17 protein-coding genes are annotated in these 15,916 nt (G+C 69.3%); 9 read left to right on the forward strand and 8 right to left on the reverse strand.

All coding sequences use genetic code 11. The features are described from left to right. Positions 1-1,254, reverse strand: coding sequence for a D-alanyl-D-alanine carboxypeptidase (locus tag LY12_RS19835; RefSeq protein ID WP_253858820.1), 1,254 nt, complete (start codon positions 1,252-1,254; stop codon positions 1-3). A gap of 87 nt (positions 1,255-1,341) precedes the next feature. Between LY12_RS19835 and LY12_RS19840 the strand changes: the two genes are divergently transcribed. Continuing rightward, a complete protein-coding gene (locus LY12_RS19840; protein ID WP_253858821.1) occupies positions 1,342-1,596 on the forward strand; it encodes an SCO4848 family membrane protein in 255 nt (84 codons plus the stop codon). A 94-nt stretch (positions 1,597-1,690) separates the two neighbouring features. Then, complete coding sequence (locus tag LY12_RS19845; RefSeq protein WP_253858822.1) at positions 1,691-2,206, forward strand: hypothetical protein; 516 nt, start codon at positions 1,691-1,693, stop codon at positions 2,204-2,206. 216 nt (positions 2,207-2,422) lie between these two features. Here LY12_RS19845 and LY12_RS19850 read toward each other — a convergent pair whose 3' ends face one another. Genes LY12_RS19850 through sdhC form a run of 4 tightly spaced genes read right to left on the reverse strand, consistent with a single transcriptional unit; the run spans position 2,423 to position 5,907 of the window. Next, positions 2,423-3,199 (reverse strand): succinate dehydrogenase iron-sulfur subunit, encoded by a 777-nt coding sequence (locus tag LY12_RS19850; protein ID WP_253830796.1) that lies wholly within the window; start codon positions 3,197-3,199, stop codon positions 2,423-2,425. A 34-nt stretch (positions 3,200-3,233) separates the two neighbouring features. Beyond that, positions 3,234-5,024, reverse strand: coding sequence for a succinate dehydrogenase flavoprotein subunit (sdhA, locus tag LY12_RS19855; protein ID WP_253858823.1), 1,791 nt, complete (start codon positions 5,022-5,024; stop codon positions 3,234-3,236). A gap of 23 nt (positions 5,025-5,047) precedes the next feature. Then, entirely contained in the window at positions 5,048-5,461 is a 414-nt protein-coding gene (locus LY12_RS19860) for a succinate dehydrogenase hydrophobic membrane anchor subunit (RefSeq protein WP_183645943.1), read from the reverse strand. Further along, positions 5,461-5,907 (reverse strand): succinate dehydrogenase, cytochrome b556 subunit, encoded by a 447-nt coding sequence (gene sdhC / locus LY12_RS19865; RefSeq protein ID WP_253858824.1) that lies wholly within the window; start codon positions 5,905-5,907, stop codon positions 5,461-5,463. Before sdhC ends, LY12_RS19860 begins: the two co-directional genes overlap by 1 nt. A gap of 574 nt (positions 5,908-6,481) precedes the next feature. On the opposite strand from sdhC, the gene LY12_RS19870 reads away from it, so the two are divergent. The 6 genes from LY12_RS19870 (at position 6,482) to LY12_RS19895 (ending at position 12,915) form a co-directional block, all read left to right on the forward strand. Then, positions 6,482-7,600, forward strand: a complete 1,119-nt coding sequence (locus tag LY12_RS19870; protein WP_253858931.1) for a BMP family lipoprotein — start codon at positions 6,482-6,484, stop codon at positions 7,598-7,600. Between the two features lie 225 nt (positions 7,601-7,825). Beyond that, positions 7,826-9,361: an ABC transporter ATP-binding protein gene (locus LY12_RS19875; protein ID WP_253858825.1), complete on the forward strand. Its 1,536-nt coding sequence runs from the start codon at positions 7,826-7,828 to the stop codon at positions 9,359-9,361. Between the two features lie 82 nt (positions 9,362-9,443). After that, entirely contained in the window at positions 9,444-10,538 is a 1,095-nt protein-coding gene (locus tag LY12_RS19880; RefSeq protein ID WP_253858826.1) for an ABC transporter permease, read from the forward strand. Beyond that, positions 10,535-11,794, forward strand: a complete 1,260-nt coding sequence (locus LY12_RS19885; RefSeq protein WP_372493568.1) for an ABC transporter permease — start codon at positions 10,535-10,537, stop codon at positions 11,792-11,794. The genes LY12_RS19880 and LY12_RS19885 overlap by 4 nt, the downstream gene beginning before the upstream one ends. After that, positions 11,791-12,183: a cytidine deaminase gene (locus LY12_RS19890; RefSeq protein WP_253858827.1), complete on the forward strand. Its 393-nt coding sequence runs from the start codon at positions 11,791-11,793 to the stop codon at positions 12,181-12,183. The genes LY12_RS19885 and LY12_RS19890 overlap by 4 nt, the downstream gene beginning before the upstream one ends. A 30-nt stretch (positions 12,184-12,213) precedes the next feature. Then, on the forward strand, positions 12,214-12,915 hold the full coding sequence (locus LY12_RS19895) for a VOC family protein (RefSeq protein WP_253858828.1): 702 nt from the start codon (positions 12,214-12,216) through the stop codon (positions 12,913-12,915). 75 nt (positions 12,916-12,990) lie between these two features. On the opposite strand, the gene LY12_RS19900 is transcribed toward LY12_RS19895, so the two are convergent. From LY12_RS19900 to LY12_RS19910, 3 genes are read right to left on the reverse strand one after another with little or no spacing between them, the layout of a single operon-like run. Next, positions 12,991-13,623: a dihydrofolate reductase family protein gene (locus tag LY12_RS19900; protein ID WP_253858829.1), complete on the reverse strand. Its 633-nt coding sequence runs from the start codon at positions 13,621-13,623 to the stop codon at positions 12,991-12,993. Next, positions 13,620-14,096, reverse strand: a complete 477-nt coding sequence (locus LY12_RS19905) for an SRPBCC domain-containing protein (protein WP_253858830.1) — start codon at positions 14,094-14,096, stop codon at positions 13,620-13,622. Before LY12_RS19905 ends, LY12_RS19900 begins: the two co-directional genes overlap by 4 nt. Continuing rightward, positions 14,086-14,427: an ArsR/SmtB family transcription factor gene (locus LY12_RS19910; protein WP_253858831.1), complete on the reverse strand. Its 342-nt coding sequence runs from the start codon at positions 14,425-14,427 to the stop codon at positions 14,086-14,088. Before LY12_RS19910 ends, LY12_RS19905 begins: the two co-directional genes overlap by 11 nt. 153 nt (positions 14,428-14,580) lie before the next feature. Between LY12_RS19910 and LY12_RS19915 the strand changes: the two genes are divergently transcribed. Further along, on the forward strand, positions 14,581-15,876 hold the full coding sequence (locus LY12_RS19915) for a thymidine phosphorylase (protein ID WP_253858832.1): 1,296 nt from the start codon (positions 14,581-14,583) through the stop codon (positions 15,874-15,876). The last annotated feature ends 40 nt before the right edge of the window (positions 15,877-15,916 follow it).

A 15,916-nucleotide genomic window follows, 5' to 3' on the forward strand; every position in this document is an offset into this window, starting at 1 on the left:
TCAGAGCTGCTCGTCCCGCGTGAGCGCGATGCCGACACCCGTCGCGACTGCCACGAGGATCACGATCCCGATGATCCAGCCGACGTTCGTCGACTGCCCCTCGTCACCTGCGGCACGTGCCGCGGTCTCACGGCCGTTGTCCGCGCGACCGGTCTCGTTCCCCTCGTCGCCCGCCGCCTGCGTCCGGGTGGACCGCGGCGACGGCGGGGGAGCTGTCGTGACCCTGCCGACGCCGCGCGTGTCCGCCGCGGCCAGCCGGAAGCCGTAGTCGAGCATGTTCATCGCCTGCTCGCTGAGCTTGATCGGCCGCTGTTCGCCGCGCAGCAGCACGACCGAGATGCGGCGGCCGTCGCGTTCCGCGCCGCCGACGTAGGTGTGCCGCGCGTCGCTCGTGAAACCCGTCTTGCCGCCGAGGAACCCCGGGTATTCGGTGTGCAGCCGGTCGTCGTTGGTCACGGGGTACGACGGCTCACCACGCGCGCCGGGGAACTGGATCCGCCGGGTGCTCACGGCCTCGACGTAGCGCGGCTTCGTCAACGCGTACCGGTACAGCAGGGCCTGGTCGTAGGCGGACGTCACCATGCCCGGCCCGTCCAGTCCGGACGGGGTCGCCGCGCGGGTGTCGGTCGCACCCAGGCGGCGCGCCAGCCGGTTCATCTTCCGCAACGCCTCGGGAACCCCGCCGAGCGCGGTGGCCAGCGCGTGCGCCGCGTCGTTGCCGGACTCCATCATCAGGCCCAGCAACAGGTCGTGCACCGTGTACGGCGAGCCGGCCTCGATACCGACGCAGGAGCATTCCTGATCGGCGTCCTCCTTCGTCGGCCTGACGACACGCTCCGCGTCGAGCTCGTCGATCACCACCAGCGCGAGGAGCGTCTTGATCAGCGAGGCGGGCCGCTGCCTGCCGTGGGGATGCCGGGCGGCCAGCACCTGCCCGCTGTCGAGGTCCTGGATGAGCCAGTTCTTCGCCGTCAGCGGCTGCGGCGGCCGCGGCGCACCCTGCGGCAGGACGAGCCCGCATTCACCCAACCTGCCACCGCCCGGAGTGTCGGTGGGCACCGGCAACGGAGCCGGCGCCCGTTGTCCGGGCGCGGGCTCCTCCGACTCGTCGACCGGAGGCGGCGGCAGCGTCGCGTTCGGGCAGTTCGACTGGGCACGCGCCGCGGGTGTCGCCGCCGGCACCAGTGGCGCGCTCGCCACGACGAGCCCCGCCAGTACGGCGATCACCAGACCCCGGATCCGAGCTGTATGCACCTGGGAAGGTTAGCCACGGATCGGTGGCATCACGCAGGTGAATCCCCCGATGTGGGGTGACGGGCGTCATGTGAGCAGACTGGTCCCATGCGCATGTCTCGCGGTGTCTCGGCGTTCCTGCTGGCCTTCGGCGTGTGGTCGTGGGTCATCTGGATCACGTTCGCCCGCAATCTGTGGAGCAGCGACAACGCGTGGGCGGCCGACGGCTCGCCGACGCCGTTCTTCTGGGTGCACCTGGTACTGGCGATCGTCTCGTTCGTGCTGGGCACGATCATCGGCGTCCTCGGCTGGCGCGGGTTGCGCGCCCTGCGCACACGGCGGAGCTCGGCCGGCGACGAGTGAACTCGGAATGCGGCGTCGACTCGGCCGTTGATGACGGTTGGGTGACGACTCCGATCCGACGCAACGCGTGGGCGGCCGACGCGGTCGGAGGGACATGAGCGAATCGTCCCGGTACCCGCAGCAGCCGGAGCCTCATCGGCAGGCGTATCAGCCGCAGGCTCTCCACCAGCCGCAGTCGCTCGGGCAGCCGCAGTCGCCCGGGCAGCTGTCGCCATCGCTCCACCAATCGACGCACAACGGGCGCGTGAGCCGGCTTCCGCTGGTGGTGGCTGCCGTGGCCGGGCTCGTGCTCGGCGGTGGCGGCGTCGGTCTGACGTGGTGGCTGACGTCGGGGCCGGGCGAGGCAGCCGAGGCCGATGCGGCCGCGGCCTGCGCGGTCGCCGAGCGGGTCGAGCCCGGCGTGCCGTCGGAGAAGAGCATGGGTGAGTACCGCCGGTGGGCCGCAGCCGTCGAGCTCGCGAACGCAGCGGCGGAGGAGGATCCGGCGCTCGAGCAGTTCGCCGAGGCGTTCGCGAAGCCGTATCTGCTCGTCCGGCAGACCATGGCGGACGACACTGCCGATTTCCGGCAGGCGGTCACCGGAATGCGGGCGGCCTGCGACGACCTGTGACCACGCCGAGCCGGTGGCGAATGGTGGCCGGGCGACGACGGGCGGGTGCGAACACGGCTCCCCCGAATCCGCAACACGGGCCCCCGAATCCGCAACACGGGTGCAGGACACGCGGGGCTGGGTGCCAGGACACGCGGGGCTGGGTGCAGGACACGCGAAAAAGGGGCGTCCCGGCTCGTCGTGAGCCGGGACGCCCCTTTTTCGTGATCGGCGTGGTCAGGTGCGCTTGAACAGCAGCGCGCGCTTGACCTCCTGGATCGCCTTGGTCACCTGGATGCCGCGCGGGCAGGCGTCGGTGCAGTTGAACGTCGTGCGGCAGCGCCACACGCCCTCGGTGTCGTTGAGGATGTCCAGCCGCTCCTCGGCCGCCTCGTCGCGCGAATCGAAGATGAACCGGTGCGCGTTGACGATCGCGGCGGGGCCGAAGTACGAGCCGTCGGCCCAGTACACCGGGCACGACGAGGTGCAGCAGGCGCACAGGATGCACTTGGTCGTGTCGTCGAACCGCTCACGGTCGGCGGCCGACTGGTAGCGCTCGTTGGTCGGCTCGTTGCCGTAGGCGATCAGGTACGGCTTGACCGCACGGAACGCCTCGAAGAACGGCTCCATGTCGACATAGAGGTCCTTCATCGTCGGCAGGCCCTTGATCGGCGCCACGGTGACCGTGGTCTGCTTGCCTTCCTTCGCGAGCAGATCCTTGACCAGAACCTTGCAGGCCAGGCGGTTGATGCCGTTGATCTGCATCGCGTCCGACCCGCAGATGCCGTGTGCACAGCTACGGCGGAACGACAGCGTGCCGTCCGCGTAGTTCTTGATGTTCATCAGCAGGTTCAGCACACGGTCGGTCGGCAGCGCCGGGACGTCGTAGGACTCCCAGTGCGGCTCGTTGTCGATCTCCGGGTTGAACCGCAGGATCTTCACCGTGATGGTGACGGAGCCTTCCGGAGCCGGGATCTGCGACGTGTCGTTGGTGGGTTCAGCTACCGCTGTCATTTCACATCCTCCGCGTGCGGTGCGGCAGTACGCATCAGTACTTCCGCTCCATGGGCTCGTACCGGGTGAAGACGACCGGCTTGTAATCCAGCCGCAGGTCGGCCGTGAACCCGGTGAGGCCCAGCGGCGCGTCCGGGTCCTCCTTCTCCGGCAGGATCTTGTACGTCATCGAGTGCCGCATGAAGTTGGTGTCGTCGCGGTCCGGGTAGTCCTCGCGGGCGTGACCGCCGCGGGACTCCTTGCGCGCGAGCGCCGCGTTCACCAGCATCTCCGCCAGATCCAGCAGGAAGCCCAGCTCGATGGCCTCGAGCAGGTCGGTGTTGTACCGCTTGCCCTTGTCGTGGACGGCGATGCGGCCGTAGCGCTCCTTGAGCGCCTGCACGTCGGACAGCGCCTGCTTCAGCGTGTCCTCGGTGCGGTACACGGCCGCGTTGGTGTCCATCGTCTGCTGCAGTTCGTTGCGGATGTCGGCCACGCGCTCACCGCCCGATGCGGTGCGCAGGTGGTCGACCATGCCCTGGACCATCGTGGCCGGGTTCTCGGGCAGCTCGAGGTGGTCGGCCTCGCTCGCGTACTCGGCGGCGGCGATGCCGGCGCGGCGGCCGAACACGTTGATGTCGAGCAGCGAGTTGGTGCCGAGCCGGTTCGAACCGTGCACCGACACGCACGCCGCCTCGCCCGCCGCGTACAGGCCGCGGATCACGGTGTCGTTGTCCTTGAGCGCCTCGCCCTTGACGTTCGTCGGGATACCGCCCATGGCGTAGTGCGCCGTCGGGTACACCGGCACCGGCTCGTGCACCGGGTCGACACCCAGGTAGGTGCGCGCGAACTCGGTGATGTCCGGCAGCTTGGTCTCCAGGACCTCCTCACCGAGGTGGGTGCAGTCGAGGAACACGTAGTCCTTGTGCGGGCCCGCGCCCCGGCCTTCGAGCACCTCGAGCACCATCGAACGGGCGACGATGTCGCGCGGCGCGAGGTCCTTGATCGTCGGGGCGTAGCGTTCCATGAACCGTTCGCCCGACTCGTTCCGCAGGATCGCGCCCTCACCGCGGGCGCCCTCGGTGAGCAGGATGCCAAGGCCCGCCAGGCCGGTCGGGTGGAACTGGTAGAACTCCATGTCCTCCAGCGGCAGGCCCTTGCGCGCGTAGATGCCCATGCCGTCGCCGGTCAGGGTGTGCGCGTTCGACGTCGTCTTGAAGACCTTGCCGAAACCGCCCGTGGCGAACACGATCGACTTGGCCTGGAAGACGTGGATCTCACCGGTCGCGAGTTCGTAGGCGATCGCGCCGGAGGCGACCTCTTCGCCGTTCTCGTCCTTCGACATCGTCACGTCGAGTACGTAGAACTCGTTGTAGAACTCGATGCCGTGCTTGACGCAGTTCTGGTACAGCGTCTGCAGGATCATGTGCCCGGTGCGGTCGGCCGCGTAGCAGGCCCTGCGCACGGCGGCCTTGCCGTGGTCACGGGTGTGACCGCCGAAGCGCCGCTGGTCGATCTTGCCTTCCTCGGTGCGGTTGAACGGAAGGCCCATCTTCTCCAGGTCCAGCACCGCGTCGATGGCCTCCTTGGCCATGATCTCCGCGGCGTCCTGGTCGGTCAGGTAGTCGCCACCCTTGACGGTGTCGAAGGTGTGCCACTCCCAGTTGTCCTCTTCGACGTTCGCCAGCGCGGCGCACATGCCGCCCTGCGCAGCGCCGGTGTGGGACCGCGTCGGGTACAGCTTGGTGAGCACGGCCGTGCGGGAGCGCTGACCGGCTTCGATCGCCGCGCGCATGCCGGCGCCACCAGCCCCGACGATCACCACGTCGTACTTGTGGAACTGCATGAGAAGTCTCCGTGTGGTGGGGTTCAGGCCGTGATGTTCGGGTCGAACGTGAAGATCACCAGCGTGCCGAGCACGAGGATGACGGCCATGGCGACGTACAGCAGCATCTTCAGCCAGAAGCGCGTCGTGTCCTTGCGTGCGTAGTCGTCGATGATCGTGCGCAGGCCGTTTCCGCCGTGCAGCTGGGCCAGCCAGAGCATCGCCAGATCCCAGAACTGCCAGAACGGCGAGGACCAGCGGCCCGCGACGAAGGCGAAGTTGATGCGGTGCACGCCGCCGTCGAGAATGTTCATGATGAACAGGTGGCCCAGCACCAGGATCACCAGCGCGAGGCCGGAGATCCGCATGAACGCCCAGCTGTAGAGCTCGAAGTTGTTCCGCCGGGCCGCGGGGCGCCGCGGGGAGCGCGGCTTGTCGAGAGTCAGCGATTCGCTCATCAGTGGCCGCCTCCGAACATTTCGCTCACCGTGCGCGCGAGCATGAAATACGTGCCCGGGATCATCACGAGTACCCAGATGCCGAGGGTGGTCCACAACATCGGGCGCTGGTACTTGGGTCCCTTCTCCCAGAAGTCGACCAGGATGACCCTGATGCCGTTCAGCGCGTGGTAGAGCACGGCGCCGACGAGACCCACCTCGAGGAGGTTGACGAAAGGCGTCTTGTAGGTCTCGATAACCTCGTCATAGGCGTTCGGGGAAACCCGGACGAGCGCCGTGTCGAGCACGTGCACGAACAGGAAGAAAAAGGTGAGCACCCCGGTAACGCGATGCGCTACCCAGGACCACATGCCGGGGTCGCCGCGGTAGAACGTTCCGCTCCGGCGTGAGGCGCCCGCCCGATCACTCGCACCGGCCTCGGGGGCGGTGCTCGCAGTGGTGGACATCGGTGTACGGCCTCCAACGTCACTGATGGACTTCTCCGCCCGGCAGGACCGCGTCTTTTTCGAGGTCATGGTGACCCGAGCGTCTTATACGCGCCGAATGCTAGACCTGTCCCACATATCGGGCTCAACCTCGGGTTCCCAGCTGTGATCGACCAGACATCGCGCACGTGAGCCCTACTGCAGGCGGGGCCTTCCGTGGCGTCGCGGGCGTCACACCATCCGGTGTATCTCCGCCGTCGGAGACCTCCCGTTCGCCATGGCGACCCGCAGCGTCGAGAGATCCCCGGGGGCACCCTGGTTGCATTCAACGCAACCAGGGTGCCCTTGGGGGCTCTCTCGTCGGGGTTTCGCGACGTTCGGAGGTAACGCTGCGTGAGCTCTACACGGCAGGATTGGCCGGAACTTAAACATTTGGATTACGCGGGGTTCCGTGTGGCTGCCGTGTAGGTCACGGAGCGGTACGGTTCGCCAGTCCGCCCGATGAACCGGGCACATTTTCAGTTCGTCCGCCCGCAAGGCGGGGAGGGAGTACACCGTGCGGCGAAAGCGTGGTGGAGCGCTGGCGGCAATCGCCATGGCCGGCGTGCTGGCAATGGCGGGCTGCGCCAAGGATTCCGGGGGCGATGGGAACCAGGCAGCGGGTGACGGCGGCGGTGGCGAACCGGGCAGCTGCGTCACCAACGAGGCCCCCGCCGCGCCCGAGGGCAGCGCAACAGAGAAGACCACCGAACACGGTGACGTCGATGCGAGCGACCACAAGATCGGCCTCGCCTTCGACGTCGGCGGCCGGGGTGACGCCTCCTTCAACGACGCGGCGGCCGCGGGCGTCGACAGGGCCGTCGAGGACTTCGGCGCCGAGAAGGGCAGCGAGAGCCCGGCCGCCAGTACCGAGTCGGAAGCCGCGAAGGAACAGCGACTGCGGCAGATGGCCGAGCAGGGCAACAACCCGATCATCGCGGTCGGGTTCGCCTACGCCGAGGCCGTCGGCAAGGTCGCGCCGCAGTACCCGGACACCGAGTTCGCGCTCGTCGACGACAACTCCGTCGACGAGAAGAACGTGACTCCGCTGGTGTTCGCCGAGGAGGAGGGCTCCTTCCTCGCCGGCGTGGCCGCGGCGTACAAGACGTCCGAGTGCCAGGTCGGCTTCGTCGGCGGCGTGAAGACCCCGCTGATCCAGAAGTTCCAGGCGGGCTTCCAGCAGGGTGTCGAGGCCGCGGGCGGCGACAACATCGAGGTCAAGAGCGAGTACCTCACGCCGGCCGGTGACATCAGCGGCTTCAACGACCCGGCCAAGGCCAACGTCAAGTCGAAGTCGATGATCAGCCAGGGCTCCGACGTGCTGTTCCACGCGGCCGGTGCGTCCGGGCAGGGCGTGTTCGAGGCGGCGGCGGCCAACGACGCGCTGGCCATCGGTGTCGACTCCGACCAGTACAAGCAGAAGACGCTGGCCGACGTGAAGGACGTCATCGTCACGTCGATGCTCAAGAAGGTCGACGTCGCGGTGTACGACTACATCGCCGCGGTCGCCGAAGGCGACCCGGACGACCTGCCGAAGCGGTTCGACCTGTCGGTCAACGGTGTGGGCTACTCGAAGTCCAACCCGGCCATCGAGGACGTCACCGAGGAACTCGAGGGCTACAAGAAGGCCATCGTGGACGGTGACATCGAGGTGTCCGACACCCCCGAAGGCTGAAGCCGGGCCGATCGAGGCCTGACGGGTGCGTGGGGCTCGTGGGCGGTGTGACGCCGCCCGCGAGCCCCACGCGCTGCTTTCCCGGCGCTTTTCCCGCACCGGAGCGCGCGTATCTGCTTTGATCGCTCCGCGTGGCGGCATGCTCACCGGCCTGTCGCCCACGAAGGGTCCGCCGCCTGCGGCGACTCCGCCAATCCAGCCCGCTCGAACGAGGCGAAAGAACAGATGACCGAACCGGAACCGGTGGTCGAACTCACCGGTATCACCAAACGCTTCCCAGGCGTGGTGGCCAACTCGGACGTGCACCTGACCGTGCGCGCCGGCGAGGTCCACGCCGTGTGCGGCGAGAACGGCGCGGGCAAGTCCACGCTGATGAAGATCCTCTACGGGATGCAGCAGCCGGACGAGGGCACCATTTCCGTCGGCGGCCGGGTCGTGGAGCTGCGCAACCCGCAGGACGCGATCAAGGCGGGCATCGGGATGGTGCACCAGCACTTCATGCTCGCCGACAACCTGACGGTGCGGGAGAACGTGCTGCTCGGCGCGGAGGGCCGCCACGGCATGGGCCGGAAGGCGCGGGCCGAACTGACGAAGCTCGCGGAGCGGACCGGCCTGCACGTCGACCCGGACACCCTGGTGGAGAACCTCGGCGTGGCCGACCGGCAGCGGGTCGAGATCGTGAAGGTGCTCTACCGCGGCGCGCGCATCGTCATCCTCGACGAGCCGACGGCCGTGCTGGTGCCGCAGGAGGTCGACGCGCTGTTCGACACGGTCCGCGAGATGCGCTCCGACGGTTACACGTTCATCTTCATCTCCCACAAGCTCGACGAGGTGCGGTCGATCGCCGACGAGGTGACGGTCATCCGCCGCGGCACGACCGTGGGCACCGTCGACCCGGCCACGGTCACCTCGCGGGAGCTGGCCGAGATGATGGTCGGGTCGGAGTTGCCGAGCCCGGAGACCCGCGAGTCGACGGTGACGGACCGCCCGGTGCTGCGGGTCAGCGGGCTGCGGCTCGACGCGGACGACAGCGAGCGGGCGGTGCTCGACGACGTGTCGATGACCGTGCGTGCGGGCGAGATCCTCGGCATCGCCGGTGTCGAGGGCAACGGCCAGACCGAACTGGTCGAGACGATCATGGGGATGCGCAAGGCGTCGGCCGGCACGGTCGAGCTGGCCGACGCGGGCGGCGGGCTGCGCGACATCACGCGCCTGGGCACGTTGGCCCGGCGGGAGGCGGGGATCGGCTACATCGCCGAGGACCGCCACCGTCACGGGCTGCTGTTGCGGCAGCCGTTGTGGAGCAACCGGATCCTCGGCTATCAGACCCGCAAACCCGTGTCGAACGGCCGGCTCATCGATCCCGGCGCGGCGCGGCGGGACACCGAGCGCGTCGTCGAGGAGTACGACGTTCGCACGCCGGGCGTGGAGGTGCTGGCCGGCGCGTTGTCCGGCGGCAACCAGCAGAAGCTCGTCGTGGGCAGGGAGCTGTCGGGGGAGCCGGTGCTGCTGATCGCCGCGCATCCGACCCGCGGCGTGGACGTCGGGGCTCAGGCGCTGATCTGGGAGCAGATGCGCGCGGCCCGGCACGACGGGCTGGCGGTGTTGTTGGTCTCGGCGGATCTGGACGAGCTCATCGGACTGTCCGACACGATCCGCGTGATGCTCCGCGGCAGGCTCGTCCGTGAGGCGGATCCGGCGACGGTGACGCCGACCGAGCTCGGTTCGGCCATGACGGGCGCAGGGGAGGAGGCCGCGTGAACGAGAATCGCGGAGCTTGTGGAGCGGCGTTCGCGGCGGCCGACCGGGTGCGGGTGTCCCGCAGGACAGGGGAGGAGGCCGCGTGATCAACTGGCGTACCGCTTTGCTGCCGCCTGCGCTCGCGATCATCTTCGCGATGCTGCTGTCGTCGGTGGCGCTGCTGATCTCCGGTGCGAACCCGCTCGAGGCGTTCGCGACGATGGGCGCGCAGCTGTTCCACGGCAACACGGCCGTCTCGACGGTCAACCTCGCGATCGTCTACTACCTGGCGGGTCTGGCCGCGGCGATCGGTTTCCAGATGAACGTGTTCAACATCGGCGTCGAGGGCCAGTACCGGTTCGCCGCGGTGGTCGCGGCGATCGTGGGCGCCTGGATGGAACTGCCGCCGGTGTTGCACGTGATCGCGATCCTGCTGGTCGCGATGTTCTCCGGTGCGCTGTATGCCCTGCTGCCCGCGCTGTTGAAGGTCTACCGCGGGGTCAGCGAGGTCATCACGACGATCATGCTGAACTCGATCGTGTTCGGCATCGTCGCCTTCCTGATCAATCCGGAACAGTTCGGCGTGCTGCACGGCAACAACCTCTCCACCGCGGAGATCGCACCCTCGGGCCGGATCCCTGGCATTCCGCTCGGGGAGGCCGGCACGCTGTTCGGCTTCATCGTCATCGCGGGCGCGCTGGGTTACGGCTACTGGTTCATGCTCACCCGCACGCGGTTCGGGTTCGAACTCAAGGCGAGCGGTGAGTCGAAGACGGCCGCGGCCGCAGGCGGGGTGAGCGCGAAGAAGATGACGCTGGCCGCGATGCTGCTGTCGGGCGCGGTTGCGGGCCTGGTCGCGATGCCGGAGCTGCTCGGCCGCGACTACGTCTACGCCATGACGGCGACGCAGGGCTACGGCTTCACGGGCCTGGCGGTCGCACTGCTCGGCAGGAACCACCCGGCGGGTATCGCGTTCGGCGCGCTGCTGTGGGCGTTCCTGGACCGGTCGGCGGTCTCGCTCGAATCGATCGGCATTCCCAGTGAGATCGCCACGATCATGCAGGGCACGATCGTCCTGTCCGTCGTGGTGGCGTACGAGATCGTCCGCCGTGCCGACCTGGCCGCCGAGCAGCGCCGGGTCGGCCGCGCGGGACGCAACGGTCAGCCGGCGGGCGTCGCGGAAGGCGGTGCGGTGTGAGCACGGTGATGGAGAAGCCGGACCCGACGGCGCCGACGTCGCAGCGCAAGCTGCCCGGCTGGGCCCGTGGCGCGTTGTGGGCGGTCGTGGCGATCGGCGTGCTGTCGACGGCGTCGTACTTGACGGACATGCCGATCCTGACGTCGAGCAACACCTCGCAGACGGCGTTGCGGCTGGGGTTGCCGATCCTGCTGGCCGCGCTCGGCGGGCTGTGGGCCGAGCGCGCTGGCGTGATGAACATCGGCCTCGAAGGCATGATGATCCTCGGCACGTGGGGTTCGGCCTGGGGCGCCTATTACGGCGGTGTCTGGATCGGACTGGCCGCGGGGCTCCTGTTCGGACTGCTGGGCGGGTTGCTGCACGCGGTGGCGGTCGTGACGTTCAACGTCAACCACATCGTGTCCGGTGTGGCGATCAACCTGCTCGGACTCGGCGTCGCGAAGTACCTGGCGAACCTCGTGTTCGAGCCGCTCTCCGGCAACCCGCGCGAATCGCCGTCGGTGGAGAAGTTCGACACGTACTCGGCGACGTTCCTGTCGGACTGGCTCGGCGCGCTCGAGGACGAACAACGCGTCGTGCTGTCCGATGTGGCCGGTCTGCTGCGCGGGCTCGTCACGCAGGTGTCGCCGTTGGCGATGATCGCGCTGCTGCTCGTGCCCGCGAGTTACTTCATCCTGTGGCGCACGCGGTTCGGGCTGCGGCTGCGCTCGTGCGGCGAGAGCCCCGTGGCCGCCGAGTCGCTCGGGGTGAACGTCTACCTGCACAAGTACATCGCCGTCGCCGCGTCCGGCGGGTTCGCCGGCATGGGCGGTGCGTCGCTGGTGCTGCTCGAAGGCGGCGCGGACTACCTGGAGAACCAGGTCAACGGCCGCGGCTACATCGGTCTCGCCGCGATGATCTTCGGTAACTACCGGCCGAGCGGTCTGCTCGGTGGTGCCGCGCTGTTCGGCTACGCCGACGGTCTGCAACTGTCCGGTGGCGGCGCGGCGGTGCTGGCGCTGTGCTACGGCGCGGTGTTGCTGCTGGCGATCATCGTGGTGCTGCAGCTGATCCGGCGTCACTGGTGGGCCGCGGCGGGCGGTGTCGCCGGTGCGGCGGTGCTGTACTGGGTCTACTGGACGAACGACGAGCTGCCGAGCGACCTGATCCCCTACACGCCGCACATCGTGACGATCATCGTGCTGGCCGTCGCGGCACAACGGTTGCGGGTGCCCAAGGCGATCGGCCAGCCGTACCGGCGAGGGGAGGACTCGTGACCGCTCCGGACTGGGAGTCGCTGCGCGCCGAAGCGGTGGCAGCGGCCGCGCTGGCGTACGCCCCGTACTCGGGACTGCACGTCGGTGCGGCGGGACTGGTGACCGACGGGCGCGTGGTGACCGGGTGCAACGTCGAGAACGCCTCCTACGGCGTCGGCCTGTGCGCCGAGTGCGCCATGGCCGGCCAGCTGCGCCTGTCCGGCGGTGGGCGGCTGACCGCGGTGGCCTGCCGCGGTGGCTCGGGCGAGCTGCTGATGCCCTGCGGCCGGTGCCGGCAGATCCTGTACGAACTCGGCGGCCCGGAGTGCCTTCTCGACACCCCGAGCGGCGTGCTGCCCATGTCGGCCGTGCTGCCGGACGCGTTCGGACCCACCGACCTGCCCGCCTGACACCCGCCCAGCGACCCGGAGGCAGCGCACATGCGCCTGGAGAACATCGTGTGGGACGCCCTCGACCCACGGCGGCTCGGTTCGTTCTGGGCCGAGGCCCTCGACGCCGAGCCGCTGACGGATCAGCCGGATCTGTTCGAGGCGCGGCTGCAGCTGGCCGACGACGTCTTCCTCGACCTGTGTTTCCCGCGGGTGCCGGAGAAGTCGTCGTCGCCACCCCGGCTCCACCCGGATCTGGTGGGCGGGCCGCGGCAGCAGGCCGTTGCCGACAAGCTGCTCGGGCTGGGCGCCGTCCGCGCCGACGTCGGTCAGGGCGATGTGCCCTGGGTGGTGCTCGCCGACCCGGAGGGCAACGCGTTCTGCGTGATGGACGACCGCGCGAGCTACACGGGCACGGGCCCGATCGCGGCGTTGCCGTTGGACAGCGCGGACCCCGAACGCGACGCCGAGTTCTGGGCCGCGATCACGGGCTGGGTGCCGTGTCCGGGCAGCGGGGACATGCCGGCGTTGCGGCACCCGTCCGGGGTGGGGCCGCTGCTCGAACTGTGCCCCGAGCCCGAGCCGAAACAGGGTAAGAACGGCCTCCATCTCGACGTGCGCCGCGACGTGGGGGAGGTCGACGTCACCGACCGTCTCGTCGGCATGGGGGCGAGCCTGCTCGGCGGCGACGGCCTTCCCTGGCTGGTGCTGGCCGATCCGTCCGGCAACGAGTTCTGCGTCCTCGACGCGTAGGCACGCCGAGCGGTCCGGTTCGGACACCGGGTTGTCGTGCACCCGGCGTTGTCGTGTACTCGGCGCAGCGGTGGCTCAGTCGCCGACGAACTCGGCGACGCCCTCGTAGTTGCCCTGGGGCACCTGATCCGTCGGTTCGTACTCGAGCAGTAGCAGACCCTTCGGCGTCGCCTCCTGCCGGACGAGGCGGAGACCGCACGGCACGCCGTGGCCGGACAGGAAGCGCCTGCCCGTCCGGAGAACGGTGGGCGCCACCGCGAGGCGAAGCACGTCGACCAGGCCCGCCGACAACAGCGTGTCGCCGAGGCGGGCACTGCCGTGGATCTGGAGTTCCCGCCCCGGCCGGGACTTGAGCTCCGACACGGCCTGTACGGGATCTCCGGCGAGCACGGTGGTGGGATGCCAGGTTCCGGTCGTGAGGGTGTCGGTCACGACGTACTTCGGGAGCGTGTTCATCCGTTCGGTGAACGGATCGTCCGGATCGGTGATCTGCGGCCAGTCGCGCGCGAACGCCTCGTAGGTGCGCCGGCCGAGCAGCAGGCCGTCGGCGAGGTCGAGCCACTCGGAGGTGCGCCGGACGAAGGTCTCGTCGAGGAAGGGCACGAGCCAGCCGCCACGGGTGAAGCCGCCGGCGGTGTCCTCGTCGGGCGAACCCGGTCCCTGGCTGACGCCGTCGAGCGTGACGAACTCCGTGAGAGCGAGCCTCATCGTGCGGCCTCGTTCTCCGCGAACGCGGCCAGCTGAGCGGCGACCGTGCCCCAACCTTCCGCGAAGCCCAGTTTCCGGTGCAGCGCACGGGATTCCGGATCGCCGTGGCGGACGACGATCCGGTAGTCAGTGCCGCCGGTGTGCTCGCCGAAGGTGATCACGGCGGTCATCGTCACCGGTTCGGGAGTCGCCGGACGCCACGTGCTGTCGACCGCGTTGGTGAACACGATCCGCTCCATGTCCTCGACGAGCAGGAAGCACGCGTCGAGGTGCGGGACGAAGGTGTCGCCGTCCTCGCTCATGCGCGTGACGAATGCTCCTCCTGGCCGGACGTCGAGGTGGTCCACACGGCACTGTGCCGGTGCCGGGAGCCACCACTGTGCGAGCCGTGCCGGATCGGTCCAGGCGTTCCACACGGTCGCGCGGGGAGCGCGGATGACCCGCTGCAGGTCGAGGTCGAGATCAGGGTTCATGGGTGTCCTCCTGGCCGGTGACGAACTGTTCGAGTCGGTCGGTGCGGTGCTCCCAGACGGCGCGTTGTTCGGCGAGCCAGTCGTCGAGCAGGGAGAGCCGTTCTCTACTGAGCACGCAGGTGCGGACTCGGCCGCGTTTGACCGTGCGGATGAGGCCGTTCGACTCGAGGGTTCGCACGTGCTTCATGAACGAGGGGAGCGTCATCGGGAACTCGCTCGCGAGGTCGCCGACGCTCGTCGGCCCGTGCCCGAGGCGCCGCACGACTTCACGCCGGGTGGGGTCGGCGAGCGCGACGAGGACGCCGTCCAGCTGTGCCGAATACTGTGCCACGCGGCTAAGTATTGCGCCGGGACACCTCCGATGCAAGACGTGCGACCGGCCGCGAGGGTGCAGCCGCGGGCCGAGGGCGTGCGCGAAGGACGAGCTCCGCGACTCGACGCGTAACCGCGCCGAGCGGGCCGGTTCGGACATAGGGTTGTCGTCATGTACGAACCGTTCGCGGCAGTCGACGTCATCCGGGCCAAACGCGACGGCCGGAGCCTGACCCCGGAGCAGATCGACTGGGTCATCGACGCCTACACGCGCGGCGTCGTCTCCGAGGAGCAGATGGCCGCGCTGGCGATGGCCGTGTACCTGCGCGGCATGGACACCGGCGAGACGGCGCGATGGACCGGAGCGATGATCGACTCGGGGGAGCGGCTCGCCCTGCACGTGTCTCGCCCGACGGTCGACAAACACTCCACCGGCGGCGTCGGCGACAAGATCACACTGCCGCTGGCGCCGCTGGTGGCCACGTGCGGCGCCGCCGTGCCGCAGCTGTCCGGCCGGGGACTGGGACACACCGGCGGCACGCTCGACAAGCTCGAATCGATCCCCGGCTGGCGGGCGCAGTTGTCGGCGCACGCGATCGGCACCCAACTGGAGGACGTCGGCGCGGTCGTGTGCGCCGCGACCGACACGCTCGCCCCCGCGGACCGGAAGCTCTACGCGCTACGGGACGTCACGGCCACCGTCGAATCGGTGCCGCTCATCGCCAGCTCGATCATGAGCAAGAAGATCGCAGAGGGCGCGGGCGGACTGGTGCTCGACGTGAAGGTCGGCTCGGGGGCCTTCATGGGCTCGCTCGACGAGGCACGGGTACTCGCGAAGACACTCGTCGACATCGGCACCGCACACGGACTGCCCACCCGGGCATTGCTGACCGACATGTCGACCCCGCTCGGCGCCGCCGTCGGCAACGCCGTCGAGGTCGCCGAGGCGGTCGACGTGCTCCGCGGCGGCGGTCCCGACGACGTCGTGGCCCTGACGCTCGCGCTGGCACGCGAGATGCTGGCGCTCGCCGGGCACGGCGACGTCGACCCCGGCCCGTTGCTCGCATCGGGTGAGGCCTACGAGACGTGGTGCCGCATGATCAGCGCCCAGGGCGGCGACCCGGACGCACCCCTGCCGAAACCCGAGCACGTCCACGTCGTCGAAGCACCGGAGACCGGCGTACTGACGACATTGGACGCTCGCGCCGTGGGCGTGGCCGCCTGGCGGCTCGGCGCGGGCCGGGCGCGCAGGGACGACCCGGTGCAGGCCGCGGCAGGCGTGCGTTGTCTGGCCAAGCCGGGCGAGCGGGTCGAGGCGGGCAGCCCGTTGCTCGAACTGCACACTGACACCCCCGACGCGGTGCCCGCCGCCCTGGCAGCTCTGGAGGGCGGCATCGAGGTGTCGGACACCGTTCCCGAACACACCTCGTCGCCTACCACCACCGTCCTCGACACGGTCCGCTCGTAACGAAGCGTTCGTGCCCCAAGGGCATCTTGGTGGCATCGAG

Origin of the sequence: Prauserella alba (assembly GCF_024171735.1) — a bacterium.
GTDB lineage: Bacteria > Actinomycetota > Actinomycetes > Mycobacteriales > Pseudonocardiaceae > Prauserella > Prauserella alba.